We start from the raw sequence: 24,276 nt of genomic DNA on the forward strand, positions 1-24,276 counted from the left end.
AAAACACCTCAAACACACTTTACGTAAACGTCACACTAGATGAAATTAAATCTTTAAATAACAACAATTAAATTCAATAAAAAATCACTAATTGATAAAAACAACCATTTGTTACGGCAAGTTAATCCAATCGACAATAACTTCAAATATTGCTCCGCAGTTGAAATGAGTTCTCTCAATAAGAGCCATTAATCTAGAAACGAAAACCAACTCATTATCGAGACAGCATTTAAGATGCAATCTATTAGCTCATCAACTCGGTTAATTTTCTAGTTGAGTGTTTGATCACAAAATTCAGCAATTCCTAATGGAACAGAGAACAAATTCTACTATTTTCCTCAAAGAAGCAGAGCTAGGTCATCGCCAAGGCGCCAAAAGCAAGATAAAATGCCGCCACATTCTGAATTGGAGGCGATATGATAATCACCCAACACAAAGCTGTTAGCATCCATTACCGCTTAACAAACCAGCAAGGTGAGTTAGTTGAAAGTTCATTTGAAGGAGAGCCAATGCTTTACCTTCATGGTGCAGAAAACATGATCCCAGGTCTCGAAGCCGCATTAGAAGGTAAGACTGCTGGCGATAAGCTTGAGGTTACCGTTGAAGCAGAACAAGCTTATGGTCCTTACCATGATGGCTTACGCCAAGATGTTCCACTTTCAGCCTTTGGTGATATCGAAGATATCGTTCCTGGTATGCGTTTTATTGCAGAGACAGAAATGGGCCAACGTCCAGTTCAAGTGACTGAAGTAAAAGATGAAGTCGTTGTCGTAGACGGTAACCATCCTTTAGCAGGCCAAACACTGAACTTTAGCGTTGAAGTACTTTCGGTTCGTGAGGCGACTGAAGAAGAGCTCGATCACGGCCATATTCACGCTAGCGGTGGTTGTGGAAGCCATGAGCATAGCCATGAAGGTGGATGCTGCGGTGGTGGAGACGATCATAGCCACGAAGGCGGATGTTGCAGTGACGACAATGCCAAAGAAGCTAAAGAAGGTTGTGATGGTAACGGCGGATGCGGCTGTCGTCACTAATCTTAATAACCTGAACTCGGGTTAAGAGATGGCATAGCGCGAGATGAATTAGCCGTTTTCCGCTTACTTCATCTTAAACTTGCCATTTGTGTTGCGAACAAGGCGTATTTACGCCTCAATAGCCCACCCATTGCAGGTGAAGCCAACGCAGTTAGCGGAATAAAGGGCTGTTTGAGATACCTTTATTATCACGACTTCAGGTTTAATAGGTTAAAAGCGTATTAACGCTGTACTACTCAGCTAGTAATATTCTAAGCTGGCATCCTTTTATCTAGGCATTGCCAGCTTTTTTATTTTAGACTTATTGTAGTGACGGCAGGAAGCTGATAGAGATAAAGGAAAACTGCAATGATCACACGCTCGATCTACGAAGTCTTACCAACGAGCTACCTAATACTTGGTAGTTCGACCATAGCGTTAAATCAAGAAACTATCGCCGTTTCCTTGGCTTTAGTTGTGTTTATTCTTGGTGCCAAAATTTACAATATGCGTTCCCAAAATCGACGTACCGATCCATCCAGAAAACGTAAGCATGGTATGCTACCTATAGCTATTTATGATTTTGTACCATTTATCTACATACTGAGTTCAATGTTATTTTTTCGTTTTGCCAACTCAGCCTTGGTCTCATCAGTTGGGATAGCGCTACTTTGCTATGCCCTGTACATATTGATGCAACGAGCTAATTATCGTAAACACCTACAACCTCTGAACCATAAGCTCTTTTAAGATCAAATTCGGCAAGCATTCAGCCACCTCACACATCGATGGTAGAAAACGCCATGTCGATAATTAAGGTCGATTATAAAATTAGCGCCTTAATCGTCTCACGTTGCTCATCATTCATATGCTTAAGGTAATTAGAACACCGCGTGATCGTCGCAATACTAATCTCAAATTCTGATGCAATCTGTCTTTGGCTCATCTCACCTTGGAGTAGCACCTGAAAAATCTTTAAACGTCCAGCGATCGCACTTCTCTCCTCTTCAGTTAACAGCAGCTCAAATAGATCTATTAGTGCACTATGATCTTGATGAGCAATCACCTTTTCTAAAACTAAATCCCAATTTGCTCGCACTTAAGCCTCGCTGTACTTGTTAGCCATTACGCAAGTGTAGCAACAAATTACCTTAAAACGCCATATTAACCTGAGCTCTGAGTAACTCCTCTAACGCTATTCCATCTATTAACCCGAGTTCAGGTAATATTAAAATAAGGGCAAAACCGCAGTGGCAACTCCTTGTTTTATAAAACGGTGACAAAACACATTTAGCTACAAACTTTAAAATTACATTTCTAAAAAATCATTAGTATCTGATAGTTAATTACCATTACAATGCATGAACTCGATCACATAATCTAGGAATTCGTGAGGATAAGCCAAATGAAAAAACAGCTAAAATTAAGCCTACTCGCACTAGTAGGAAGCGCACTACTTGCATCAGCAGTACAAGCAAATAACTTCGAAGAAACCGATGATGCGATTCATTATCGTCAATCTGCATTTGGCTTAATCGCACACAATTTCGGCGATATGGGAGCAATGCTACAAGGTAAGAAGCCATTTGACGCTGAAGTGTTCGCTATGCGCGCTCAAAACGTTGCGGCTTTGAGTCAACTTCCTGCCGAAGGATTTGTTGCGGGCTCAGATAAAGGTAAAACAGATGCTCTAGCCAAAATCTGGAGCGAGAAAGCTGATTTCGATGGCAAAATGAGTCAGTTTCAAGAAAATGCAGCAAAGCTAGCTGTAGCTGCGCAATCAGATGACCAAAATGCCATAAAAGCAGCGTTTATGAACACAGGTAAAAGCTGTAAAGGCTGCCACGATGTTTATAAGAAAGATTAAATAAAATAGGATTAGCGGCTTAAGTCGCTAATCCTTCATTAATTTAAAGCATTGCCGTTAAGGGTAAAATAAGATAATTAACAGCAAGTCCAGCCAAAAAGCACACTAAAACCAAGGCTATCAAATTTGACTTAAATCTCAGCTCAGTAGCAATATCCAGAGTGACATGCTTATAGCCCGTGATCATTGCACCAACTAATTTGTCACCTTTTATACCGTGCACTATTACCGCCAATATATGCATCCCAGCCAATACTAACAACAGATTAAAATTCATTTTATGCAACCAAGTTAATAAGCTACTCACATCACTGCTAACTAAACTGTAAAGCGGCCCTTCGGTAAAAACCTCATCAGTTGCAAATAGTCCACTGGTCAGTTGCACCAATAAGACCAAAATCATAGTGACGACCATGTATCCACCCAATGGATTATGACCCACACTCGTCCGATTGGGTTGCTTGACGTAATGCAAAACGTGCTGTGGTGACTTTACAAAGTGGCTAAATCGTGAGGTGTCACTACCGATAAAGCCCCACACTAGACGAAATAAAATCAGCACCATCAGGCTGTAAGCAAAAACTTGATGCCACTGCATCTCCCCCACCTCAGCACTCCACCATAAAGCACCTAGTAGCGCCACCATGCTCCAATGGAACACTCGAGTGGGAAGATCCCACACTTTCAACTTTATCTTGTTATTAACACTTGGATCTTGGATAGACACCTAGTTCTCTCATACAACGGAAAAGATGTTATTGATGATATTTGAAGCAAAGCAGGGAGGCAAATAGATTTACACGCTAGCGGTTATCCACTCAAATATGAGCTTTAACGAGTGCAATTACAAGCCTGTTTTGGTGTTTATTTACTAAATTTGTCTAACGGCTCAAATAAAGAACGAACAGATAATTAAGCGTTACCAAATATGATCTAGATCACATTTTAACTGCCCCAGATTGGTAATCTGAACTCAAGGAAGCAACGAAAGGTTCGACATATGATAAAGATTACAAGTAAAGATTTCGAAGTCACAGCTCCTATCCGTCAGCGCATTGAAAGTCGTTTGGAGAAACTAAGTAGACACGATATTCAGTTGATAAACCCACATGTAATCATAACTCAAGAGAAGCAAGGTTTTAAAATAGAGGCTTCAGTTGGTATTCCAAGTAACACACTATTTGCCCAGGCAACAGACAACGACCTATATGCAGCCATTAACGCAATGGGCCAGAAGTTAGAGAAGCAGCTTAATCGTGTTAATCACAAACCTGAAGGAACTCGTAGAGCGGTTCCAACAATCGAAAATGAAGCGATAAGTGAAGATTTTGACAACGAATATGATGAGTCTTTAGAGAAGGAGTATATAGCTTAGCAATAGTACAAAGGATACTGTAGCTGAAAGTAGCCACCTTGAAGTCATAAAGGAATACAGCTAACTCATTAGCAACTTGGCCTTCAGTATCCGAAATAGTAGTTCAGTATTTAATAACTATGATGTTCTATGTACAGCAAACTAAAAGAGGGGCAAGGCGAGAGTATCAGCCTTAACAGGTTATCCACTAACCGAAGGAAATTAGCTAATGAGCTAGCGATGTCGCCACCCCTTGTTATACTGATAGTAAGCAGCACGATTAATATGAGCCAAACAATGCAAAGGAGAACGCCGACACTTGAATTCGATTTTGCGATACATACAAAAACGACGACTAAAACAGCCTAAAGGTTGCGTGATGAACCAAGAGGATATTAGCTAACAAGCTTACCCAATATAGTCGTCTCTTTATTGATAGTGGAACCTATTTTGCTAATTAGAAGTAAATATAAATGGTTCTTAAATACGATGAGGAGAAAATAAAGTTTGAGTAATAGGCAATTGAGTTTTTGAAGGCGACCAATTAAAGCCAAGCAAGATGAATAACATACTTGCAAAGGAACATAGCTAATGTCATAGCATCGTCGCCTGTTTGGTAACAGGATCCTGAAATGCTAACAGTACAGATACATTGATTCAGGTCCTTAGTATTTTTCGGGAGGGTATCTCAGATTTGAAAGCGTTATCCTTGCTCCAACTAAGCGCATCATCTAGATGCGCTTTTTCATGTTTTTTAATAAGCAGATAAATTCTCATATTGAATAACTTTTCATTGACACTCACTAGCCTACGATCTAATTTGAATGCTATGAAAAATTCAAGCAACGCAGTTTTTACTTTCTTTTTTATTCCACCCTTCTAGGGAGGCGGAATTTCGGTGTAAAAACGAAAGTGAAAATTCCAAAGCCTCCCATAAGGGAGGCTTTTTATTTTATAGAATCAAAAATATAGTTCAATTATAGAGGAACGCATGACCAAACCACATCCCCTAAATCAAACACGGGAGCAGATCACCGCACTCGACAATGAACTATTGGCACTACTCGCTAAACGTCGTGACTTGAGCCTAGATGTTGCTCGAAGCAAAGAGGTGGACATTCGCCCAATTCGCGATACTCAACGAGAAAAAGAGCTATTAGCAAGATTGGTAAAGCAAGGACGTGAACAAGGGTTAGATGCGCATTATGTCCTGTCACTCTATCAGAGTATTATCGAAGATTCGGTACTAAACCAACAGGCCTATCTGCAAGGCAGAGCTAATCCCGACTTACAAAAACAGCAATATAACATTGCCTATCTCGGCGCCCGAGGATCCTATTCCTATCTAGCCGCGACACGTTATTGTGAGCGACGCCAAGTTGATATGCAGGATTTAGGTTGTAAAAGCTTCGATGAGATAGTCCAAGCCGTTGAGTCTGGGCACGCAGATTATGGTTTTCTACCTATCGAAAACACCTCATCAGGATCGATAAATGAAGTTTATGATGTTCTCCAACACACGAGTCTAGCTATTGTCGGAGAAACAACCATTGAAGTCGGGCACTGCTTACTTGGACATGCTGGAGCTCAACTCAAGCAAATAAAAACAGTTTACGCTCATCCTCAACCCATTAGTCAATGCAGTCGATTCTTAAGCCAACACCCTGACTTAAAATTAGAATATTGCTCTAGCAGTGCTGAAGCGATGGAAAGAGTACTAGAGAGTAATGATCCAACATTCGCTGCTATTGGTAGTGCAGAAGGCGGCGCGCTATACCAACTCGAAGCGATAGAGAAAGAACTGGCAAACCAAAAAGTTAATCAGAGCCGTTTTATCGTTGTCGCTCGTAAGGCGATTGCGGTGCCTGAGCAGCTGCCAGCCAAATCAACCTTAATCATGGCAACGGGCCAAAAACCCGGCGCATTAGTTGAAGCATTATTAGTCCTTAAAGCTCATAACCTTAACATGAGTAAACTAGAATCTAGACCAATCCCGGGGACGCCATGGGAAGAGATGTTCTACCTAGATCTCGATGCCAACCTTTCCAGCGAAGCGATGCAAAAAGCGTTAAAAGAGTTAGAGCGCATTACGCGTTTTATCAAAGTGCTTGGATGCTATCCCTGTGAAACCGTTAACCCTACACAGCTAAGCAATAGTCAGCTGATGATTGAACCAAGTACCAGCAGAGCCCCAGAGCTGAACGCAGAACAAGATAGCCACGCTTATCCTCGTGCTAGCTTGAGTCAAAAAAATCAGTTAACCCAAGTAAAACATGGACGACTAAGCGTCGGTGATGACCAATTTGGCGCCTTGGCTCAAATTGAATTGAATACAGATCTCCAAACCTATGGTCAAACAGCAAAACAGATCAAAGAAGCAGGTTTTCAAGCCGTTGTAGTGACAGGTTTGAACAATGTTCAGCATCCGAATCAATTACTCGATGAGATGAAGCGAGCACTGCACCAGTTCGACTTAAGTTGCGTGGTTGCGGTTGAGTATGAAACAGAGTTAAAACTGGCAACTGATCATGGTGACTTACTGCTGATCTGCGGTAAACAGATGCACAATAGACCTCTGTTGAAAAAAGTGGGTTCGCTTCATATTCCCGTCATACTAGAGCGCAACACCATGGCCAGCATCGATGAACTTCTCGATGCTGCCGAACTCATCCTCTCCAAAGGGAATCAACAAGTGATCCTTTGTGAAGCTGGAGTAAGAACTTTTAACGAAACATTAAAACCCACACTGGACTTAGCTGGATTAGTTAATATCAAATCACTCAGCCATCTACCGATTATCGTCAATACCAGTTACGCCTGTGATGTTGCCGATGCCCCCATTCAAGCCGCAGCAGCAAAACAGCTTAATGCAGATGGGTTGATTATCTCTTTAATGGACGACTCCACTCTCTTAGAAGAGCAACTATTAACAGCGAGTCGATGTTTAGGCGAAATATATAGAGATTAGCAGCAATTGCGCACTGCAAGATAACCAAAAAAGAGGACTAATGTCCTCTTTTTGTCTTGGTGTAATGCACGAATAAAAACTTATACAAACGACACTCAGATTAAATAGGCTGACCGTCAACCAACGCCATCCAACCTTTTATCGTGCGGTGACAAAACCAAAATAGCGCCAAGACAGCCAGCGTAATAGCTAACCATGTTTGAGACACGATATAGGCTAATACGAGTAAAGAAAGCATGGTCACAATCGACCACCTTTGCCAACGAATGTGAGAATAAAGCAGTTCACTCATCTTGTGGCCTTTTTGGGCACAATTGATCACTAATCCCAAAATCGGTGGCAACAAAAACAGTGGGAAAGCCAGCATCAAACCATAAAGCAGATGACCAAGACTATGATCATCAAGGGCAATGCGCGAAGACGTTGTCGATATCATAAGCTGGCCACTCCAAAGCTGACAAACTAGGTTTATAAAAATTTGGTTACTATAATAACCATACTTTGTCAGACCTATTTGCGCAAATTTGTCACTCAGGAAAAGACGCTGTTATTCATCTAGCCGCACATCACCCTCCTTGTTTCTAGTTTTACGTTAACTCACAGAATCAACTTAATGCGATGTTTACGTTAGACTTAATTTTGGTTGAACAAGCTAAAATGTATCCACTAGCAATATCTTCAGCAGTTAATGTCATCTGGCTACTCGACTCAGTTTCACCACTAACAACCTTACATTTACACGCCCCGCACACACCTGAACGGCATGCTGCGATAATGGGTAAGCCTTCGGCTTCGATACCTTCAAGCACGGTTTGCTCAGCGAACAGTGGCGTCTTAACATCGCCGATATGCAGCATAAATTGAGCTGACGCCGTAACCGAAGCTGGCTGTGAAACCGTCATAGGAGCATCACCAAAGCTCTCTTGATGATAGCGAGTCATATCGAAGCCCGCTTGCTCAAGCATCGTTTTGACCGCTTGCATATAGGGGGCTGGGCCACAGACAAATATGGTTCGCTCTTTGTAATCGGCCACCGCAGATGCTAAAGAGACTAACGATATACGTCCCTGGTAGCTATCCATGTCGTTAATATCCCCCTCCTCTAGGCAATAATTTAACGAGAAATGTTCATGGCGCTGCGCTAACTGCTGTAGCGATTGATGGAAAATCAGATCTTGTGGCGATTTAGCACTATGAAAAAACGCTATATTACTGCCGATCTGTGTATCGGTCAGCCAGCGAGACATTGAGTACATAGGCGTTATGCCGCTACCCGCACTTAAAAAAAGATATTTATCCGCTTCGATATCGACCAAGTTAAATACACCATCGGGTCCGCGAGCGGTAATACTGTGCCCAGGCTGCAGATGATCCACTAAATAATTGGATGCCACTCCGCCCTCGATCCGCTTTATGGTTACCACGATAGAGTAAGGACGAGAAGGTGATGAAGAGAGGGTGTAGCTACGTGCAACGGCATTACCATTAATGTTAAGCATCAAGGTGATAAATTGCCCTGGCTTAAAGTGAAACTTGACACTCTTTTCGCCCTGAAACCGGAAACTGGTGACATCGTGAGTTTCTTGCCAACGCTCGACGCACGTTAAACGTACCTCGCCACGCTGCCAAGTCTCAGAATGATATTGTTGGCTGTTCATAGAGATATTTACCCAGACAGAAGAGAATGCCTATGGCCTTATCCATAGGCATTAAAACGAGTTAAGCGACGCTTAGTATGTCCTTGAGATCGGCTTCGACAGTCGTTGTGGTACGTAGACCAAACTTGTCTTCTAAAATCTTAGCCAGATTTTCTGTCAAAAATGCAGGCGCTGTCGGGCCAGTGCGGATGTTTTTTACACCCAGCGATAGTAGAGTCAACAAGATCACAATCGCCTTTTGCTCAAACCATGATAGAACCAAGCTCAGTGGCAGTTCGTTGATCTCACACTCGAACACCTCAGACAGTGCAATGGCTAGCTGAATCGCCGAGTAAGCATCGTTACATTGACCGATATCCAATAGACGTGGAATACCGTTAATATCACCGAATGCAAGCTTGTTAAACTTGTACTTACCACAGCCTAACGTCATGATAATTGAGTCTTTTGGTGCCGCTGTTGCGATATCGGTAAAGTAACTACGCTCAGACTTATCACCGTCACAACCACCCACAAGGAAGAAATGTTTAATCGATCCATTCTTCACATTTTCAACCACGGCAGGCGCAGCAGCCATTAACGCATTTCGAGCAAAACCTATGGTGATAAGATGGGGGATCTCATCATAGATAAAGCCTTCTAGCGATAGTGCTTTATCGATCACCGCAGAAAAATCGTCGCCAACAATATGAGTTACACCAGGCCAGCCAACAATGCTGCGGGTGTATATACGGTCAGAGTAATCGCCTACATTTGGATCGATAATGCAGTTAGAGGTCATCACTACCGCACCAGGGAAGTTAGCGAACTCTTTCTGCTGATTCTGCCACGCACTGCCGTAGTTACCGACGAGGTGTGGATACTTTTTAAAGGCGGGGTAAGCCAGCGCTGGTAGCATCTCACCATGGGTAAAGACATTGATGCCCTTGCCTTGTGTCTGCTCTAAAATCAGCTCTAAGTCTTTCATATCATGGCCGGAGACCAAAATAGCTTTGCCTTTCACTGCAACCGTGTTGACTTGTGTCGGCTCAGGGTGACCAAACGACGCTGTTTCACCGGTATCTAACATCGCCATCACGCGATAGTTCAGCTGACCAATCTCCATTGCGGTGGCAAACAGCTTGTCAGCATCTTCTGAATCTGAGCCAAGGAAAGCCATTATTTCATGGAAGTTAGCCGCGACATCGCTATCCGTTTGCTCTAGAACACGTGCATGCTCCATATAGGCAGCTGCGCCTTTTAGGCCATAAAGACAAAGTAGACGCAGACCCATAATATCTTCATGAACACTCTCTTTACCACGGTTGGGCGCAGCTTGAGCGGCTTGAGCAAGCATTTCAGGCTTAGATGTCGCCAATATTAATGATGCAGCAGGAATAAGCGTATCGACAGCTTTGCCAGCTTCCGCGCATGCCGTTTCATAGGCAGCCTTTAGACGGTTACGATAACGTTCCGCCTGATTGACGTAATCGATTAATCGCTCATCATCAAAGTTGACGTTTGTCAGTGTGGCGAAAAAGGCTTTAGGGACAAAGGTGTCAATTTCACTATCAATAATATCAAACTCTCTTGCCTTAACCGCATAGGCTGAAACGCCCTGAAGCAAGTAGATCAAGAGATCTTGCAGATCTGAGGTATCAGACAACTTACCGCACATACCTTGAGAATAACTACAGCCATTACCCGCTGGGGTTCTAATCGTTTGCTCACACTGAATACAAAACATTACAACTACTCCTATTTTTAATCATGCTTTTATTTTGCATGTTTTATTGGAGTCTACTGCGACTTTGCCATCAGCTAAAGCGATTTATCGGAGCAATGTGGCAAACTATGAGGCAGATCAAATTAGAATAAGTGCAACTAATGTGGGATTTTTTGAGCTTAAGAACAACGAACATATGAGATTGATGGACGATAACCTATTTCTAATCCACAAAAAAACTGAGCCAGATAGCGTTAATCTCGGCTCAGGTTTTACGTTAGAATGAGGGCTAAACAATCCGTTTTCAGGCAGCAACTAGCCCGCTTTCATGTCATTGACCGATTGCAACATAGCCCGACTCTCTCGTTGAAATTGTGGTGCAAAATCACCAAACCAGTTAGCCACCTCTTCAAACTGGTCGATAAACCCTTGGCGATCACCCGACTTCAACAACTCGAGTGCTTGAGTGTAGTTTTCCAAATAGTCACCAATGGCCGTCAAACTTTCACGCTGGGCATAGATAATATCGGCGTAAAGTTCGGGACTCTGGGCAAAAAGACGTCCCACCATCGCCAGTTCTAACCGATAAATTGGCGAGCTAAACTGCAATAGGTTATCGATATCAGCCGCTTCACGATAAAGGTTTAATCCATAGACAAATGATGAAAAGTGACGCATCGCCTGAACTAACTGCATCGCCTTGTCATGTTTCTGCGCATCAGCCTCAACCAGTCGAGCACCCCAAATCTTGATCTGCTCCATCAGCCATTCATACTGGTCCTGACCACGACCATGGCACACCACAACCACCTGCTTCGCTAGACTGCCGACATCAGGGCCAAACATGGGGTGAAGCCCGACCACTGGACCTCTGTGCGCCGATAGCATTGCATCAAGCGGCTTGGCTTTTATCGAAGTTAAGTCCGCTAAGATGCAGGACTCAGGCAATTGCCCTAGTTTGCTTGCAATCAGCTCACAAGTGATACTGATTGGCACTGTCACAATCACTAAACCAGCACCATTAAAAATGGATTCAGCGCGCTGCCAATCATCTTTGTCTAACGACTGAACCTGATAGCCAGATAGTCGTAACATCTGGCTGAACAGTCCACCGAGCTTACCTTCACCACCAACAATCACCACATGACCAAGATCGGTTTTAACCTGCTTAAAGCCCACATCTTTCTCATTAAGGTAAGATTCACGCATTAAGCGGCGCAAAATATCTTCAATAAGCTGAGGAGAGACATTCATACTCGCCGCTTCTTCCCGGCGCTTGGCAAGCATGGATGCTTCACGCTCTGGTGCATAAATCGGCACACCAGCGGCATGCTTTACGGCACCGACCTGACCGACTAGATCGAGGCGTTTACGCAGTAGATGCAGCAATTGTTGATCGACATTATCGATATGTCCGCGAAGCTTTTCTAACTCTTCGGTGGTTTTCTCGTTCATTTGTGGTTTATCCATCAAGCATTTACAGCCTTGAGCATATCAAACCTTGTCGGTAAAACCGAAGCTAATTGTGCCGCACCTTGACGCAGTAATTGCTCGGTCGTCTGCCAATTAATACAAGCATCCGTAACCGATACACCATAAGCTAACTCGCTCAGAGGCTTATCACTACTTTGATTGCCTTCATTAAGGTGGCTTTCAAGCATGACGCCGATGATCGATTGATTACCATTTTCTATCTGATTGAAGACATCTTGGCATACCGCAGGCTGCCTGTTGTGATCTTTAGATGAATTGCCATGGCTGCAGTCAACAATTAGACGAGCATTAAGCTTGGCGTCATGCAGTTGAGTTTCACACTCTGCGACACTGGCTGCATCATAATTTGGCGTCTTTCCACCGCGTAAAATTACATGCCCATCTGGATTACCGGCCGTTTGCAACAATGCCACCTGCCCTTGCTGATTAATCCCCATAAATCGATGACTACTGGCAGCCGATTGAAGCGCATTAATCGCAACCCCCAGTTTGCCATCTGTACCATTCTTAAAACCAACTGGCATAGACAAGCCTGATGCCATCTCTCTATGAGTCTGGGATTCTGTGGTACGAGCACCAATCGCCGACCAAGTGATTAATTCAGACAGGTACTGCGGACTAATAGGATCGAGTGCTTCGGTTGCGACAGGGAGTCCAAGCTCTGCAAGCCAAATCATTAGTTCACGGGCCATACGAAGTCCTTTTTCGACATCGAATGATTCATCCATATCGGGATCGTTTATCATTCCCTTCCAGCCAACCGTTGTCCGCGGCTTCTCGAAGTAAACGCGCATCAGAATGTAAAACTCATCTTGTAACTCATCATGGAGTGTTTTTAATTTGAGTGCGTATTCCTTGGCTGACTTGATGTCATGAATCGAACATGGACCGCTGACGACCAACACTCGATTATCTCGCTTATGAACAATATCCGAGACTGTCTTTCTCGCATTAAGCACATATTGATAAGCAGCGTTGGACAAAGGTAGCTGTTGCTTTAACTCTTCGGGAGTCACCAATACTTGTTCAGAACTAATATGGACATTATTAATTGTGTCTTGCTGCATACCTGTCACCAACCTAATCTCTGTTATTTACTCACGACTACATTTAAATATAAATATTGCAATATCTGACGACACTATTTGCAACACCGTAATAGTACACCATTACATTTTGAGGTAACTATGCCTGTGGATTGAGATCAGATCAAGCGGAAATCGCTATCAATAGTAAAATTCAACTTTAGTGACTGGATTGGGGACTTGGAAAATTGTCAATTCACTAGTTCTAAATAATACCAATCAATATAAGAAAGTGATCTACTCAGCGTGTTTGTTGGCAACTAATTCAAGGCGAATAGGCAATAGAATGGTTGTTCCCTTGTGAGTCTATTCAACGCAAGAGTAGACAGGTGAAAAACGCTAAAAGGCGAGCTTTGGCGCATCAGGTACAGTGTTAACGAGCTTAAATCTAGTTCGACTATGTTCCTCACTCGTTGCAATCAATAGGGTCTTGCGTGTTCCTGACATACTCAAAACATTTCCTCCATCTCTGGATGGTCAGATCTTGTGAATGCCCTTAATGGAAGACTACATCGATATAGGAGATAGGGCGAAGCACAACTAAAAGAGATTTAAAAGGTAGGGTAACACGTAGAGCGGTTACCGAGGATGCTAGAGCCGAGGAGCAACTATGGGCCTTGCCTCATAAGCGCTAAATTCTCACTGAGCTATCACATCTTTATACTGATTGGTATAAAACTCCTGCAGTGGCCATGACTTTCAAACAGATAAATAGATTTGATCACCAACATTTATGCATGCCCTAAAACACAAAAACCCGCCATAAGGCGGGTATTTGTGCGAACACTGCATCTTGTTTTACTTGAAGCGATTTCTTACTTAGAAAGCTTCTCACGGATACGTGCAGACTTACCTGAACGATCACGTAGGTAGTAAAGCTTAGCACGACGTACACGGCCGCGACGCTTAACTTCGATGCTAGAGATGATTGGGCTGTGAGTTTGGAACGCACGCTCAACACCTTCACCATTAGAGATCTTACGAACTGTGAATGCTGAATGCAAACCACGGTTACGCTTTGCGATTACAACGCCTTCGAAAGCCTGTAGACGCTCTTTACCGCCTTCAACAACACGTACTTTAACAACTACTGTGTCACCTGCACCAAACTGTGGTACGTCTTGCTTCATTTGCTCATCGTTGAGCATTTTAATGATGTTATTCATGAATAAACTCCATACTAGATATAACTGACCATTTGTTACTCACCTTTTTGGGTGGCATCGACAAATTCGGCTAATAGCTTAGTTTGTTCGTCAGTCAGAGCTAGATTTTCAAATAATTCTGGTCGTCGTAACAAAGTTCTTCCGAGACTCTGTTGCAGACGCCAGCGTCTAATATGTTCGTGGTTACCACTTAACAACACTGCCGGTACATCGATACCATCAAGGCTTTCAGGTCGAGTATAGTGGGGACAATCCAGTAAACCATCAGAGAAGGAATCCTGCTCTGCTGATGCTTGCTTTCCAAGAACCCCTGGCACCAAGCGTGATACTGAATCAATCAGAGTCATCGCTGGCAATTCACCGCCCGAAAGCACGTAATCGCCAATTGACCACTCTTCATCCACTTCCGTTTGAATAATGCGCTCATCGATACCTTCGTAACGACCACACACCAATATCAAACTCTCTGATTTAGCTAACTCTTCGACGCCTTGCTGAGTCAGCTTGCGACCTTGAGGAGAAAGATAAATCACCTTCGCCTTCTTTCCAGCAGCCGCTTTGGCTGCGTGGATGGCATCACGTAGAGGTTGCACCATCATCAACATTCCAGGTCCGCCACCATAAGGCCGGTCGTCCACTGTGCGATGTTTATCATGGGTGAAATCACGAGGATTCCACGTTTGCAACTCCAGCAAGCCGTTGCTAACGGCCCGACCCGTTACACCAAAGTCTGTTACGGCACGAAACATCTCTGGAAACAGGGTTACTACCCCTAACCACATCTGTTGTCCCTCGACTTAGAAGTCCGGATCCCAATCCACTAAAATTTGTTTGTCCGATAGGTTCACCTCAATGATGAACTGCTCGGTAACAAAAGGAATCATACGTTCCGTTTTGCCAAAGCCATCTTTCGCGTTAGCTTTTACAAGGAGTACGTCGTTCGATCCTGTTTCCACGATCTGTTCGACTTTTCCCATGTCATAGCCTTTGGTATTCACTACTTTACAGCCGATCAAATCACGCCAGTAGAACTCGTCTTCAGGCAACTCTTTCATCAACTCCGCAGGAATGGCAATCTCACAATTAGTGAGCATTTGCGCTTGGTCTCGAGTGGTTATGCCTTCGAGTACAGCGATTAACGCCTTACCCTGAAAACGCCACTGGTCAACCTTAACTTCGCGCCACTCACCTTGCTCTTTGATCAACCAAGGTGAATAGTCAAAAATATCTTCGGCAGAATCGGTATAGCTAGTGATCTTCAACCAACCTTTAATACCGTGACATGAGCCTAATTTGCCCAGTACGATAGGGTCTTGGTGACTACTCATTAATCTATACCTTAACGCTATTAAGCAGCAGCTTTACGAGCGTCTTTGATCAATTTTGCTACACGGTCTGTAGTAGCTGCACCGTTAGAAACCCAGTGCTCAACACGATCAAGGTCTAAACGTAGAGCTTCTTCTTGGCCACGAGCCAATGGATTGAAGAAACCAACACGTTCGATGAAACGACCGTCACGAGCATTGCGACTATCAGCAACAACGATGTTATAAAATGGACGCTTTTTTGCGCCGCCACGAGCTAAACGAATGGTAACCATGCGTCTTTTATCCTCTAATGATTTGCCTTAATAAGGCAAAAATAAAAACTGGAACCCCGTGTTCGCGAAGAGTCCCAGATAGAAAGCCGCACGATTCTACCTGAATCGGCGACGAATGCAACGTTTTTCACACTAAAATAGAAAGCCCACGAAGAGTGTGAATCCCTTCATGGGCTTAACTAAATCTTTAAAAATCAATCTATTTATCGGCCAGGCATCTTCATGCCTGGGGGCAACATGCCACTCATGCCGCGCATCATTTTTTTCATGCCGCCTTTAGCCGACATCTTCTTCATCATTTTTTGCATCTGAGTAAACTGTTTCAATAGACGGTTCACATCTTGAATCTGGGTACCAGATCCCATTGCAATACGGCGTTTACGCGAACCTTTGATGATATCAGGACGTTTACGCTCGGCGGCCGTCATGGAGTTAATGATCGCCTCCATTTGCCCCGTCATCTTACCATCTTGCACTTGAGCGAGCGCTTCTGGTGGAAGTTGACCGACACCAGGCAGTTTTTCCAGCATGTTCATCATGCCGCCCATATTTTTCATCTGCTGCAGCTGTTCACGGAAATCTTCAAGATCAAAGCTACCGCCTTGCTTCACTTTAGAAGCAAGCTTCATCGCCTTTTCTTTATCGACACCACGCTCAACTTCTTCGATAAGCGATAGCACATCGCCCATGCCCAAGATGCGAGAGGCTACGCGATCGGGATGGAACGGCTCTAAAGCGTCGGTCTTCTCACCGACACCCAAAAACTTAATCGGCTTCCCCGTGATATGGCGAATGGATAATGCCGCACCACCGCGTGCATCACCATCGACTTTGGTAAGAATCACACCCGTTAAAGGTAGTGTTTCGTTAAACGCTTTAGCCGTATTGGCCGCATCTTGACCTGTCATGGCATCAACCACGAACAAGGTTTCGATTGGTTTAACCGCGGCATGAAGATCTTTGATCTCATCCATCATGCTTTCATCAACGTGCAATCGACCTGCAGTATCGACAATAACAACGTCGATAAACTTCAGCTTTGCATGCGCCATAGCCGCATTAACAATATCGATTGGCTTTTGGCTGACATCTGATGGGAAGAACTCAACCTCAACTTCAGCTGCCAAGGTTTCCAACTGTTTTATTGCCGCTGGGCGATATACGTCAGCACTGACCACGAGAACAGATTTCTTTTCGCGCTCTCGAAGAAACTTAGACAGTTTCGCCACACTGGTAGTTTTACCGGCACCTTGAAGACCAGCCATCATGATAACCGCAGGCGGCTGGGTCGATAGATTTAGCGCTTCGTTGGCTTCGCCCATGGCGTTTTCCAACTCGCTTTGTACTATCTTAATAAATGCTTGGCCTGGGCTAAGGCTTTTCGAGACCTCTTGGCCAACAGCACGTTCTTTAACGCTGTTTACAAAAGCACGCACAACAGGCAAAGCGACATCGGCTTCAAGCAACGCCATACGCACTTCGCGTAACGTTTCTTTTATATTATCTTCAGTTAAGCGACCACGACCACTGATGTTCTTCAGGGTACGTGATAATCTGTCCGTTAGGTTCTCAAACATTATCGCGTTCTTTACCGTTTAGAATTTACATGATTGGGCAGTATTATAACGATGCATAGATATTATGCTACCGCACTAAGCAAGTTATCGAACTCGATGAGATGCATTAATCTTTTAAAAATTTGCAAAACTTAGGACTAACGCTCAGAAAGTGCTAATTTTTGTGTGTAAAGCCCCTGCCCATTTATGCATCGCTCGTGTTATTCTAATGACATTAGTTAAGCAAGATACAACCAGCTCAGAAGGGTTGCGATTGCAAAGAAAGCGAACATAACGATAGGTTAATTTTCGATGGTCATTTTTTCGGCTTCAGCCATATTTTTCTACAGCATAGCCCTTATCCTGGTGATTAGTCGCCTGTTTCATGCCGATGGCCCGAACCGCAAGGCTGTTGCTGGGTTTGCTGCGATCGCAGTGATTCTTCATGCCGCAGCGCTGTCACAGGCCATCTTTACTGGTGACGGGCAAAACTTTAGTCTGACCAATGTCATCTCTATGGTTAACTGGATCATTGCCTTTACCTTTACTATTTTAATGTTCAGATTAAAGGTGATTGTGGTTGTTCCCGTAGTCTATGCCTGCTCGGTGATTTCCGTCGCGCTGCTGTGGTTGCTTCCGCCTAAGTTTATTATCCATTTTGAGCTCTACCCAGAAGTACTTGCCCACGTAGTATTGTCACTGATGGCATATAGTGCACTGATGATTGCAGCGCTTTATGCGATACAGCTTGCAATGATCCAAAATAAATTAAAGAAAAAGCAATTGATGTTGAGTCCTGCGATACCGCCTTTAATGACAGTAGAAAAGCAGCTGTATCATCTCGTCATCATTGGTGTGGTATTACTAAGTTTATCACTGGCTACCGGGTTTATTTTCCTCGACGATATGTTTGCAGAAGGTAAAGGACATAAGGCGATTTTGTCTATCGTGGCTTGGTTTACCTATATTGCTATGTTGGCACAACAATATTGGGTTGGCTGCAAAATCCGTACTGCGGTAGCCTATACGCTGACTGGCGCAACCTTACTATCTCTTGCTTACTTCGGTGCCAGAATCGTGAAAGAGCTTATTTTACAATAGGCCAAATATCACTTTGTGACCCTAGTTGATGATATAAGTAGTCGACTAGGGTCAACTTGACTCTTCGTTCAAATCGCTGTATCTACTACTTCTTACAGCAATTTTCTTACTATCGCCAAAGCGGGGCCACTGTTTGGACGCAATATCCACCAGCGTACTTCTAATAATTTTATTCGTGCTTATCATTATCTCAGCCTACTTCTCAGGCTCTGAGACAGCGATGATGTCACTCAACCGCTATCGATTACGTCACTTAGCCAATAATGGTCATAAAGGGGCTAAAAGAGCGATAAAATTACTCGATAGACCCGATCGCCTTATTGGCCTCATCCTAATTGGCAATAACCTAGTCAATATCCTTGCATCAGCAATTGCGACGATTGTCGGTATAAGACTATTTGGCGATGTTGGCGTGGCGATCGCGACAGGAGTTCTCACACTCGTGGTATTAGTCTTTGCAGAGGTTACCCCTAAAACCGTTGCAGCACTGCACCCTGAACGTATCGCTTTTCCATCGAGTGTGCTGCTGAAGATACTGTTAGTTCTACTCTCGCCGCTCGTCAAAATCGTTAACTTCATCACGTCGACTTTCTTGCATATTTTGGGTATTCGTTCAGTAAAAGAAGATGATGCATTAAGCCAAGAAGAACTAAGAACCGTTGTACATGAAGCTGGAGCGCTGATCCCAAGGCGACATCAGGAGATGCTACTATCGATTATGGATCTTGAAAAAGTCACCGTCGAAGACATCATGATCCCGCGCTCAGATCTTTATGCCATCAATATTAATGACAACTTCAAAAGCATTAATAAGCAAGTGATCCAAAGTCCGCATACTCGCGTACTACTCTATCGGGATACTATCGATGATGCGGTGGGTTTTGTTCATCTTCGCGATGCACTTCGCCTGCAGTCTAAAGAGCAATTTAGTAAGTCTTCCCTACTTCGCGCCGTAAAAGAGATCTACTTTGTACCAGAAGGCACACCGCTTAACGTACAACTGGCAAACTTCCAGCGCAATAAAGAGCGTATAGGACTGGTCGTAGATGAATATGGCGATATCCAGGGCTTAGTGACACTAGAAGATATTCTCGAAGAGATTGTGGGTGACTTCACCACATCTATGATCACCACCCCAAGTGAAGATATCAATAAGCAACCTGACGGCAGTTATTTAATCGATGCGACCATTAACATTCGCGAATTAAATAAAGAGATGGGTTGGAATTTTCCAATTGATGGACCAAAGACCCTTAATGGCCTCATCATAGAATATCTTGAAGATATCCCAGAACCTAGCACCTCAATGCGGATATTTGGCTATCCTCTGGAAGTCATCGAAGTGGGTGAAAACATGGTTAAAACGGTAAGAGTGATACCGCAGCACTATAAAGCGCCAAAGGCCAACAAGCGCTAAATTAAAATAGTAAAAAGGCACTTTATAGCGCCTTTTTACTGTCTAATCGATTTGTTTAACTTACTGTGTTTTTGCTTACAGGTTTGCTGCGACGTTAGTTAGCGGCAGTTAATTTTGTCAAACTACGTCTCTTTTCTATCGCCAACGGCGTGATCTCTTTATCCAACTCTGACTCCAATCCCAGCATAAAATAAACCTCTGCCATCAAGAAAAACGGGCCGATTAACAACTGATTCAAATCATCGATAAACGCAGGCTTCGCCTTTTCATACTTGTGCCCTATTAGCTGAAATACCCAGCCAACAACAAAGATACCAATAGCAATCATCCAAACACTGTCCAATTTAGAAACCAAGTATGAGCTGTACAATACAGGTAAGATAAAGAGTAACAATCCTATGGCTAATTTCACATGCAACTTAACATAGTAAATGAGCACACCAACGGCAAATAGTCCGGCAACGTTGAATACAAAGCCTGAATCCTCAAGGACTAAAAAATTAATTGGAATAGTGTTTATCATCAAAAATGCCGACCAGATAATCAGAGGTATCCCAACAAAATGTGTCTTAATATTGGTCGGATTCAGGTGAACACTCTTATAGGTTGCTAGCTGTTCTACTGCGGATTTCATGCTGTATTCCCTTATATTATGAATTTGTTTTTATTATGAGCAATTGCAGGCAAGGGGTTTAAACGAAATAACCCAATCAAGATGAAGAGGCTAGATCGTCTCACATGAATAACTGTTTCGGCGATTCAAACATTTACCCTGTCCCGACTTCATCTATGAGAGTCTCAATTGGCACCTTTTTTTTATTATTCTCTAACCTAGTTCATTTACCGTTTAAATCATAGACTCAAGATTCAAATAATTTCCCGAAGAATGAATCCCCAGTTATCATCAAAAAATTCAGCACCTTGCTAAAATCTCCCTCGAGCAAGGCTAAAAATAACAAAACGGAAAGATCACTGTTTTATGTTGGTTGCTTCAACTATATTAAAGAAAAACAAAGCCGATCTCATATCAGTATTCTATGGAAAATACCTATAAGCATAACACCCTTGCCGAATCTGACATCACACTCAACGCCATTCTAGATCTGATAGCGGAAGGGACTTGGGACTGGAACGCCAATACTGGGATAGTAATAAGAAGTCCAGGCTGGTATCGCATGTTAGGTTACGATGAAAAATCCTTGCAAGAGAATGTGTTTACATGGGAAAACATCATTCATCCAGATGACTATAACAGAGTGATGACCCACTTTGAGCAGTATATCAATGGCGAGTCTAATCAATACCGGATCGAATACCGTTGTAAAAAATCCGATGATACTTACTTATGGATATTGGATCATGCCAAGATCCAGACTTATAAGGCTGACGGCACAGTTGCGAGAATGATTGGCGTTCATCAGAATATTCATGATGAGAAATTAGCAGCACAAGAAGCCGATAAACTAAAAGAGATGGCACAAAAAGGCACAATGTCATTAGAGAATTTGATCAAGATAAATGCCAACGAACTTAAACTAAAAAATCAGCAACTTGAAGATAAGATCAAGCAAGTTGCCCTGCTATCCAATATTGATCCGCTCACCTCTATCGCCAATAGAAGAAGCTTTGAAGTCGAATTAACCAAAGAGATCTTGCGTTCAAAACGATATAATCATCCGTTGTCGCTGGCTATTTTTGACATCGATTTATTCAAAAATATCAACGACACCTACGGTCACAATAAAGGCGATCTTATTCTGCAAAAGCTCTGTCGGCTAGTCTCTAAAAATATTAGAGAGCAAGACTGCTTCGCTCGATGGGGTGGTGAAGAATTTGTTATTATATTTCCCGAAATAACACTAGAAAACGCACTAGAGGTGACAGAGAAATTACGAAGCACCATCAGCCAATATGAGTTCGAACCCAATTTATATATTAGCTGCAGTTTTGGCGTAACCGAATGTAACAGTACAGACTCAATAGAAGCCGTCTTTCAGCGTATTGATAACTCACTATATCAAGCCAAAAGAAACGGTCGCAATCGAATCGAAAGCGGTTAAATCCCCTAAAACCCACCGATTTATCTATAAGAATAAAAAATACAGATAAGTTTAATTCAAATTTCCGCTATGACTCAATAATCACAGTCGCGGTGGCATAATGTTTTTCATCGGCAATGGACAGATGGGCTTTAACACCACCTAACACTGTTAATCGCTCTGAGGCACCAGCATTAAAACTCGCTAGAGGCGCGCCGTTAGCATCATTACTTATCTCAATATGCTGAAACGATACACCACGGCCGATCCCTGTACCTAACGCCTTAGCGGCAGCCTCTTTGGCTGCAAAACGTTTAGCTAGATAGCGTCCCGGTTGGGTAGCGTTAATAAAAATCGAAAACTCAAAGGGGGTTAGCACCCGCTTGGCCAAGCGACATTGAGCGAGCGCATCATGATCGCCCGCTTGAGGTACCTTTTGTTCAATACGTTCAATTTCAACGATATCTGTACCTAAACCGACAATCATGACAATTCCTTAAAAAATTGAACCGCAGCGTGCTCAATACTCAACACAGAACGAAAATATTGCTCACTCTTAGCAAGCGACTAGTTGCCCGTAGCTCGTAGCGTGTAGCCCAACTTCGAGTAATTTACTCGCCGTTACGCCCTTCAATCATTAATTGTTTCATATCACGTACAGCAGTGTCTAAACCATCGATAGATGCTCGTGCGATGATCGCGTGACCAATATTAAGCTCATAAAGCTCTGGGATCGCGGCTATAGGCTTCACATTGTGATAATGGAGCCCATGACCAGCGTTAACCACTAATCCCTTACCATGGGCGTACGTGGCCATCTCTGTAATACGCGCAAGCTCTTTAGCTTGGTCTTCATCGGTCTCGGCGTCGGCATAACAGCCTGTATGTAACTCAATCACAGGGGCGCCTACGGCAACAGTGGCATCGATTTGTGTTTTATCGGCATCGATAAATAGCGAAACCTTAATGCCCTGCGCAGCCAAACGGCAAACAGCGGCGCGGATCTTATCCTGTTGCCCAGCAACATCCAGGCCTCCCTCAGTGGTCAACTCTTCACGTTTTTCAGGCACTAAACACACATAAGTAGGTTTAACTTCACAGGCGATATCGAGCATCTCATCGGTCACAGCCATTTCAAAATTCATCCGCGTCTTAATCGTCTTAGCGAGCAGATAAATATCGCGATCGCAGATATGACGTCGATCTTCACGTAGATGCACGGTAATACCTTCAGCCCCCGCATGCTCCGCGACTGCTGCGGCATGGACAGGATCTGGATAGCTAGTACCACGAGCCTGACGTAAGGTTGCAATGTGATCGATATTAACGCCCAAATGAATACGGCCCATGGTATGTCCTTAACCTTTAAGAATATTAAGTGATTGTAGATTGGTTGGCGCTTATTGTACTAAGCCACAAGGGAAAAACCAGTTGAAACTGCACCAGAGGCAAGCAAATTACTTGCTATAAGATGATTTTTTGATGCCTTTATTAAACAAGGCCCGCGACTTGAGTGGTTTATCGCCAAGCACGACCGAGAGCAGTTGCCTCATTAATAGTTTGGCCTGTTTAAAATCAGACTCTTGCAATTTATCAGTCTCTAAAGCCAACAGCAACTCACCACTATAGTGATTAGATTTAGGCCCAAGTGCAGTAGAAAAGCCCTCTTCCGATAACAGGCGGTAATAGAAATCAGCCTCGATAGGAGATTGTGTCACATCCAGTGTTAAAGATGGCATCACTCCCAGCTCTTTGAGTAGTTCAATTTCAAATGACCTTAGTTGCGCCTGATTAAATCCCGCCGCCATTGCCATCAAGGTTTTATGATAAGTAAAAAATAGCTGCTCAGCGCCGTGTTCAACAGATAGACAACGCACCAATAATTCATTTAAGTAGAATCCGGCAAAGCTAACTTCGCCACTTATTGGCACAGCAGGGCTTGCAGCTTCGACTTGATACAAATTTTTCAGGCTACTGCGACCAGAAAGTTGAAACAGCAGAGGTTGAAATGGCTGAAGAATACTCTTAATTGATGACTTGCCACTACCAAGACGCGCAACACAATCGATGCGTCCTTGACCATCGACCAATAAATTAACGAGAACGCTCGACTCTTTGTAAGGACGAGTATGTAACACATAGCCCCGCAGCATCTATCCTCGCTCGCTTATAATCATAATTACAATAAAGGCCAAGATAATAAACTGCAAACCTTGTTGCAATCCATCATCTCGGCCTCAGACTATCAAGCTA

The 24,276-nt window shown here is 43.4% G+C and carries 24 protein-coding genes and 1 other annotated feature; of the genes, 8 read left to right on the plus strand and 16 right to left on the minus strand.

Going from position 1 to position 24,276, the window contains the following annotated elements:
* Nucleotides 1-416: 416 nt before the first annotated feature.
* Entirely contained in the window at nucleotides 417-1,034 is a 618-nt protein-coding gene (slyD, locus tag K0I73_RS13855; RefSeq protein WP_220061658.1) for a peptidylprolyl isomerase, read from the plus strand.
* Between the two features lie 348 nt (nucleotides 1,035-1,382).
* Nucleotides 1,383-1,763, plus strand: coding sequence for a hypothetical protein (locus tag K0I73_RS13860; RefSeq protein ID WP_220061659.1), 381 nt, complete (start codon nucleotides 1,383-1,385; stop codon nucleotides 1,761-1,763).
* Nucleotides 1,764-1,836: 73 nt separating this feature from the next.
* On the opposite strand, the gene trpR is transcribed toward K0I73_RS13860, so the two are convergent.
* Nucleotides 1,837-2,112 carry a trp operon repressor gene (gene trpR / locus K0I73_RS13865; RefSeq protein ID WP_220061660.1) on the minus strand — a complete coding sequence of 92 codons (276 nt, stop codon included), beginning with the start codon at nucleotides 2,110-2,112 and terminating at the stop codon, nucleotides 1,837-1,839.
* A 306-nt stretch (nucleotides 2,113-2,418) separates the two neighbouring features.
* Here trpR and K0I73_RS13870 point away from each other — a divergent pair, with 306 nt between their 5' ends.
* The gene (locus K0I73_RS13870; protein WP_220061661.1) at nucleotides 2,419-2,880 is read left to right on the plus strand and encodes a c-type cytochrome; all 462 of its coding nucleotides are present in this window, start codon (nucleotides 2,419-2,421) and stop codon (nucleotides 2,878-2,880) included.
* A 43-nt stretch (nucleotides 2,881-2,923) separates the two neighbouring features.
* Here K0I73_RS13870 and K0I73_RS13875 read toward each other — a convergent pair whose 3' ends face one another.
* Nucleotides 2,924-3,607: a cytochrome b/b6 domain-containing protein gene (locus tag K0I73_RS13875; protein ID WP_258405195.1), complete on the minus strand. Its 684-nt coding sequence runs from the start codon at nucleotides 3,605-3,607 to the stop codon at nucleotides 2,924-2,926.
* Nucleotides 3,608-3,880: 273 nt separating this feature from the next.
* On the opposite strand from K0I73_RS13875, the gene hpf reads away from it, so the two are divergent.
* Nucleotides 3,881-4,255, plus strand: coding sequence for a ribosome hibernation-promoting factor, HPF/YfiA family (hpf, locus tag K0I73_RS13880; protein ID WP_220061662.1), 375 nt, complete (start codon nucleotides 3,881-3,883; stop codon nucleotides 4,253-4,255).
* Between the two features lie 811 nt (nucleotides 4,256-5,066).
* Nucleotides 5,067-5,187: a sequence feature (Phe leader region), on the plus strand.
* A gap of 38 nt (nucleotides 5,188-5,225) precedes the next feature.
* Nucleotides 5,226-7,202 carry a prephenate dehydratase gene (gene pheA, locus K0I73_RS13885; RefSeq protein ID WP_220061663.1) on the plus strand — a complete coding sequence of 659 codons (1,977 nt, stop codon included), beginning with the start codon at nucleotides 5,226-5,228 and terminating at the stop codon, nucleotides 7,200-7,202.
* A 100-nt stretch (nucleotides 7,203-7,302) separates the two neighbouring features.
* Here the strand turns inward: pheA and K0I73_RS13890 are convergent, their stop codons facing one another.
* The 10 genes from K0I73_RS13890 to ffh form a co-directional block, all read right to left on the minus strand.
* The gene (locus tag K0I73_RS13890) at nucleotides 7,303-7,638 is read right to left on the minus strand and encodes a hypothetical protein (protein ID WP_220061664.1); all 336 of its coding nucleotides are present in this window, start codon (nucleotides 7,636-7,638) and stop codon (nucleotides 7,303-7,305) included.
* A gap of 169 nt (nucleotides 7,639-7,807) precedes the next feature.
* A complete protein-coding gene (locus K0I73_RS13895) occupies nucleotides 7,808-8,860 on the minus strand; it encodes an FAD-binding oxidoreductase (protein ID WP_220061665.1) in 1,053 nt (350 codons plus the stop codon).
* A 61-nt stretch (nucleotides 8,861-8,921) separates the two neighbouring features.
* Nucleotides 8,922-10,586, minus strand: a complete 1,665-nt coding sequence (hcp, locus tag K0I73_RS13900) for a hydroxylamine reductase (protein ID WP_220061666.1) — start codon at nucleotides 10,584-10,586, stop codon at nucleotides 8,922-8,924.
* 294 nt (nucleotides 10,587-10,880) lie between these two features.
* Nucleotides 10,881-12,020, minus strand: coding sequence for a bifunctional chorismate mutase/prephenate dehydrogenase (gene tyrA / locus K0I73_RS13905; protein WP_220061667.1), 1,140 nt, complete (start codon nucleotides 12,018-12,020; stop codon nucleotides 10,881-10,883).
* A gap of 14 nt (nucleotides 12,021-12,034) precedes the next feature.
* Nucleotides 12,035-13,126 carry a 3-deoxy-7-phosphoheptulonate synthase gene (locus tag K0I73_RS13910; protein WP_220061668.1) on the minus strand — a complete coding sequence of 364 codons (1,092 nt, stop codon included), beginning with the start codon at nucleotides 13,124-13,126 and terminating at the stop codon, nucleotides 12,035-12,037.
* A gap of 833 nt (nucleotides 13,127-13,959) precedes the next feature.
* Nucleotides 13,960-14,310 carry a 50S ribosomal protein L19 gene (gene rplS / locus K0I73_RS13915; RefSeq protein ID WP_220061669.1) on the minus strand — a complete coding sequence of 117 codons (351 nt, stop codon included), beginning with the start codon at nucleotides 14,308-14,310 and terminating at the stop codon, nucleotides 13,960-13,962.
* Between the two features lie 35 nt (nucleotides 14,311-14,345).
* Nucleotides 14,346-15,092 carry a tRNA (guanosine(37)-N1)-methyltransferase TrmD gene (gene trmD / locus K0I73_RS13920; RefSeq protein ID WP_220061670.1) on the minus strand — a complete coding sequence of 249 codons (747 nt, stop codon included), beginning with the start codon at nucleotides 15,090-15,092 and terminating at the stop codon, nucleotides 14,346-14,348.
* A 15-nt stretch (nucleotides 15,093-15,107) separates the two neighbouring features.
* The gene (gene rimM / locus K0I73_RS13925) at nucleotides 15,108-15,638 is read right to left on the minus strand and encodes a ribosome maturation factor RimM (RefSeq protein ID WP_220061671.1); all 531 of its coding nucleotides are present in this window, start codon (nucleotides 15,636-15,638) and stop codon (nucleotides 15,108-15,110) included.
* A 20-nt stretch (nucleotides 15,639-15,658) separates the two neighbouring features.
* Nucleotides 15,659-15,910, minus strand: a complete 252-nt coding sequence (gene rpsP / locus K0I73_RS13930) for a 30S ribosomal protein S16 (protein ID WP_028762753.1) — start codon at nucleotides 15,908-15,910, stop codon at nucleotides 15,659-15,661.
* A 203-nt stretch (nucleotides 15,911-16,113) separates the two neighbouring features.
* Complete coding sequence (gene ffh, locus K0I73_RS13935; protein ID WP_220061672.1) at nucleotides 16,114-17,487, minus strand: signal recognition particle protein; 1,374 nt, start codon at nucleotides 17,485-17,487, stop codon at nucleotides 16,114-16,116.
* Nucleotides 17,488-17,778: 291 nt separating this feature from the next.
* Here ffh and K0I73_RS13940 point away from each other — a divergent pair, with 291 nt between their 5' ends.
* Both K0I73_RS13940 and K0I73_RS13945 read left to right on the plus strand, forming a co-directional pair.
* On the plus strand, nucleotides 17,779-18,567 hold the full coding sequence (locus K0I73_RS13940) for a cytochrome C assembly family protein (protein ID WP_220061673.1): 789 nt from the start codon (nucleotides 17,779-17,781) through the stop codon (nucleotides 18,565-18,567).
* Nucleotides 18,568-18,700: 133 nt separating this feature from the next.
* The gene (locus tag K0I73_RS13945; protein WP_220061674.1) at nucleotides 18,701-19,984 is read left to right on the plus strand and encodes an HlyC/CorC family transporter; all 1,284 of its coding nucleotides are present in this window, start codon (nucleotides 18,701-18,703) and stop codon (nucleotides 19,982-19,984) included.
* A 94-nt stretch (nucleotides 19,985-20,078) separates the two neighbouring features.
* On the opposite strand, the gene K0I73_RS13950 is transcribed toward K0I73_RS13945, so the two are convergent.
* Complete coding sequence (locus K0I73_RS13950) at nucleotides 20,079-20,618, minus strand: Mpo1 family 2-hydroxy fatty acid dioxygenase (RefSeq protein WP_220061675.1); 540 nt, start codon at nucleotides 20,616-20,618, stop codon at nucleotides 20,079-20,081.
* 403 nt (nucleotides 20,619-21,021) lie between these two features.
* On the opposite strand from K0I73_RS13950, the gene K0I73_RS13955 reads away from it, so the two are divergent.
* On the plus strand, nucleotides 21,022-22,044 hold the full coding sequence (locus tag K0I73_RS13955; protein ID WP_220061676.1) for a sensor domain-containing diguanylate cyclase: 1,023 nt from the start codon (nucleotides 21,022-21,024) through the stop codon (nucleotides 22,042-22,044).
* A gap of 67 nt (nucleotides 22,045-22,111) precedes the next feature.
* On the opposite strand, the gene acpS is transcribed toward K0I73_RS13955, so the two are convergent.
* The 3 genes from acpS to recO all read right to left on the minus strand — a co-directional run bounded on the left by acpS (nucleotide 22,112) and on the right by recO (nucleotide 24,176).
* On the minus strand, nucleotides 22,112-22,510 hold the full coding sequence (gene acpS, locus K0I73_RS13960; RefSeq protein WP_220061677.1) for a holo-ACP synthase: 399 nt from the start codon (nucleotides 22,508-22,510) through the stop codon (nucleotides 22,112-22,114).
* A 124-nt stretch (nucleotides 22,511-22,634) separates the two neighbouring features.
* Nucleotides 22,635-23,372 (minus strand): pyridoxine 5'-phosphate synthase, encoded by a 738-nt coding sequence (pdxJ, locus tag K0I73_RS13965; RefSeq protein WP_220061678.1) that lies wholly within the window; start codon nucleotides 23,370-23,372, stop codon nucleotides 22,635-22,637.
* 108 nt (nucleotides 23,373-23,480) lie between these two features.
* Entirely contained in the window at nucleotides 23,481-24,176 is a 696-nt protein-coding gene (recO, locus tag K0I73_RS13970) for a DNA repair protein RecO (RefSeq protein ID WP_220061679.1), read from the minus strand.
* Nucleotides 24,177-24,276: the final 100 nt, after the last annotated feature.

It is taken from the genome of Shewanella mesophila (assembly GCF_019457515.1).
Lineage (GTDB): Bacteria > Pseudomonadota > Gammaproteobacteria > Enterobacterales > Shewanellaceae > Shewanella > Shewanella mesophila.

Excerpts from the sequence above, each read along its gene's own strand:
- slyD (WP_220061658.1), top strand. The coding sequence starts at position 417 with ATGATAATCACCCAACACAAAGCTGTTAGCATCCATTACCGCTTAACA.
- K0I73_RS13860 (WP_220061659.1), top strand. The coding sequence starts at position 1,383 with ATGATCACACGCTCGATCTACGAAGTCTTACCAACGAGCTACCTAATA.
- K0I73_RS13870 (WP_220061661.1), top strand. The coding sequence starts at position 2,419 with ATGAAAAAACAGCTAAAATTAAGCCTACTCGCACTAGTAGGAAGCGCA.
- hpf (WP_220061662.1), top strand. The coding sequence starts at position 3,881 with ATGATAAAGATTACAAGTAAAGATTTCGAAGTCACAGCTCCTATCCGT.
- pheA (WP_220061663.1), top strand. The coding sequence starts at position 5,226 with ATGACCAAACCACATCCCCTAAATCAAACACGGGAGCAGATCACCGCA.
- K0I73_RS13890 (WP_220061664.1), bottom strand. The coding sequence starts at position 7,638 with ATGATATCGACAACGTCTTCGCGCATTGCCCTTGATGATCATAGTCTT.
- K0I73_RS13895 (WP_220061665.1), bottom strand. The coding sequence starts at position 8,860 with ATGAACAGCCAACAATATCATTCTGAGACTTGGCAGCGTGGCGAGGTA.
- hcp (WP_220061666.1), bottom strand. The coding sequence starts at position 10,586 with ATGTTTTGTATTCAGTGTGAGCAAACGATTAGAACCCCAGCGGGTAAT.
- tyrA (WP_220061667.1), bottom strand. The coding sequence starts at position 12,020 with ATGAACGAGAAAACCACCGAAGAGTTAGAAAAGCTTCGCGGACATATC.
- K0I73_RS13910 (WP_220061668.1), bottom strand. The coding sequence starts at position 13,126 with ATGCAGCAAGACACAATTAATAATGTCCATATTAGTTCTGAACAAGTA.
- rplS (WP_220061669.1), bottom strand. The coding sequence starts at position 14,310 with ATGAATAACATCATTAAAATGCTCAACGATGAGCAAATGAAGCAAGAC.
- trmD (WP_220061670.1), bottom strand. The coding sequence starts at position 15,092 with ATGTGGTTAGGGGTAGTAACCCTGTTTCCAGAGATGTTTCGTGCCGTA.
- rimM (WP_220061671.1), bottom strand. The coding sequence starts at position 15,638 with ATGAGTAGTCACCAAGACCCTATCGTACTGGGCAAATTAGGCTCATGT.
- rpsP (WP_028762753.1), bottom strand. The coding sequence starts at position 15,910 with ATGGTTACCATTCGTTTAGCTCGTGGCGGCGCAAAAAAGCGTCCATTT.
- ffh (WP_220061672.1), bottom strand. The coding sequence starts at position 17,487 with ATGTTTGAGAACCTAACGGACAGATTATCACGTACCCTGAAGAACATC.
- K0I73_RS13940 (WP_220061673.1), top strand. The coding sequence starts at position 17,779 with ATGGTCATTTTTTCGGCTTCAGCCATATTTTTCTACAGCATAGCCCTT.
- K0I73_RS13950 (WP_220061675.1), bottom strand. The coding sequence starts at position 20,618 with ATGAAATCCGCAGTAGAACAGCTAGCAACCTATAAGAGTGTTCACCTG.
- K0I73_RS13955 (WP_220061676.1), top strand. The coding sequence starts at position 21,022 with ATGGAAAATACCTATAAGCATAACACCCTTGCCGAATCTGACATCACA.
- acpS (WP_220061677.1), bottom strand. The coding sequence starts at position 22,510 with ATGATTGTCGGTTTAGGTACAGATATCGTTGAAATTGAACGTATTGAA.
- pdxJ (WP_220061678.1), bottom strand. The coding sequence starts at position 23,372 with ATGGGCCGTATTCATTTGGGCGTTAATATCGATCACATTGCAACCTTA.
- recO (WP_220061679.1), bottom strand. The coding sequence starts at position 24,176 with ATGCTGCGGGGCTATGTGTTACATACTCGTCCTTACAAAGAGTCGAGC.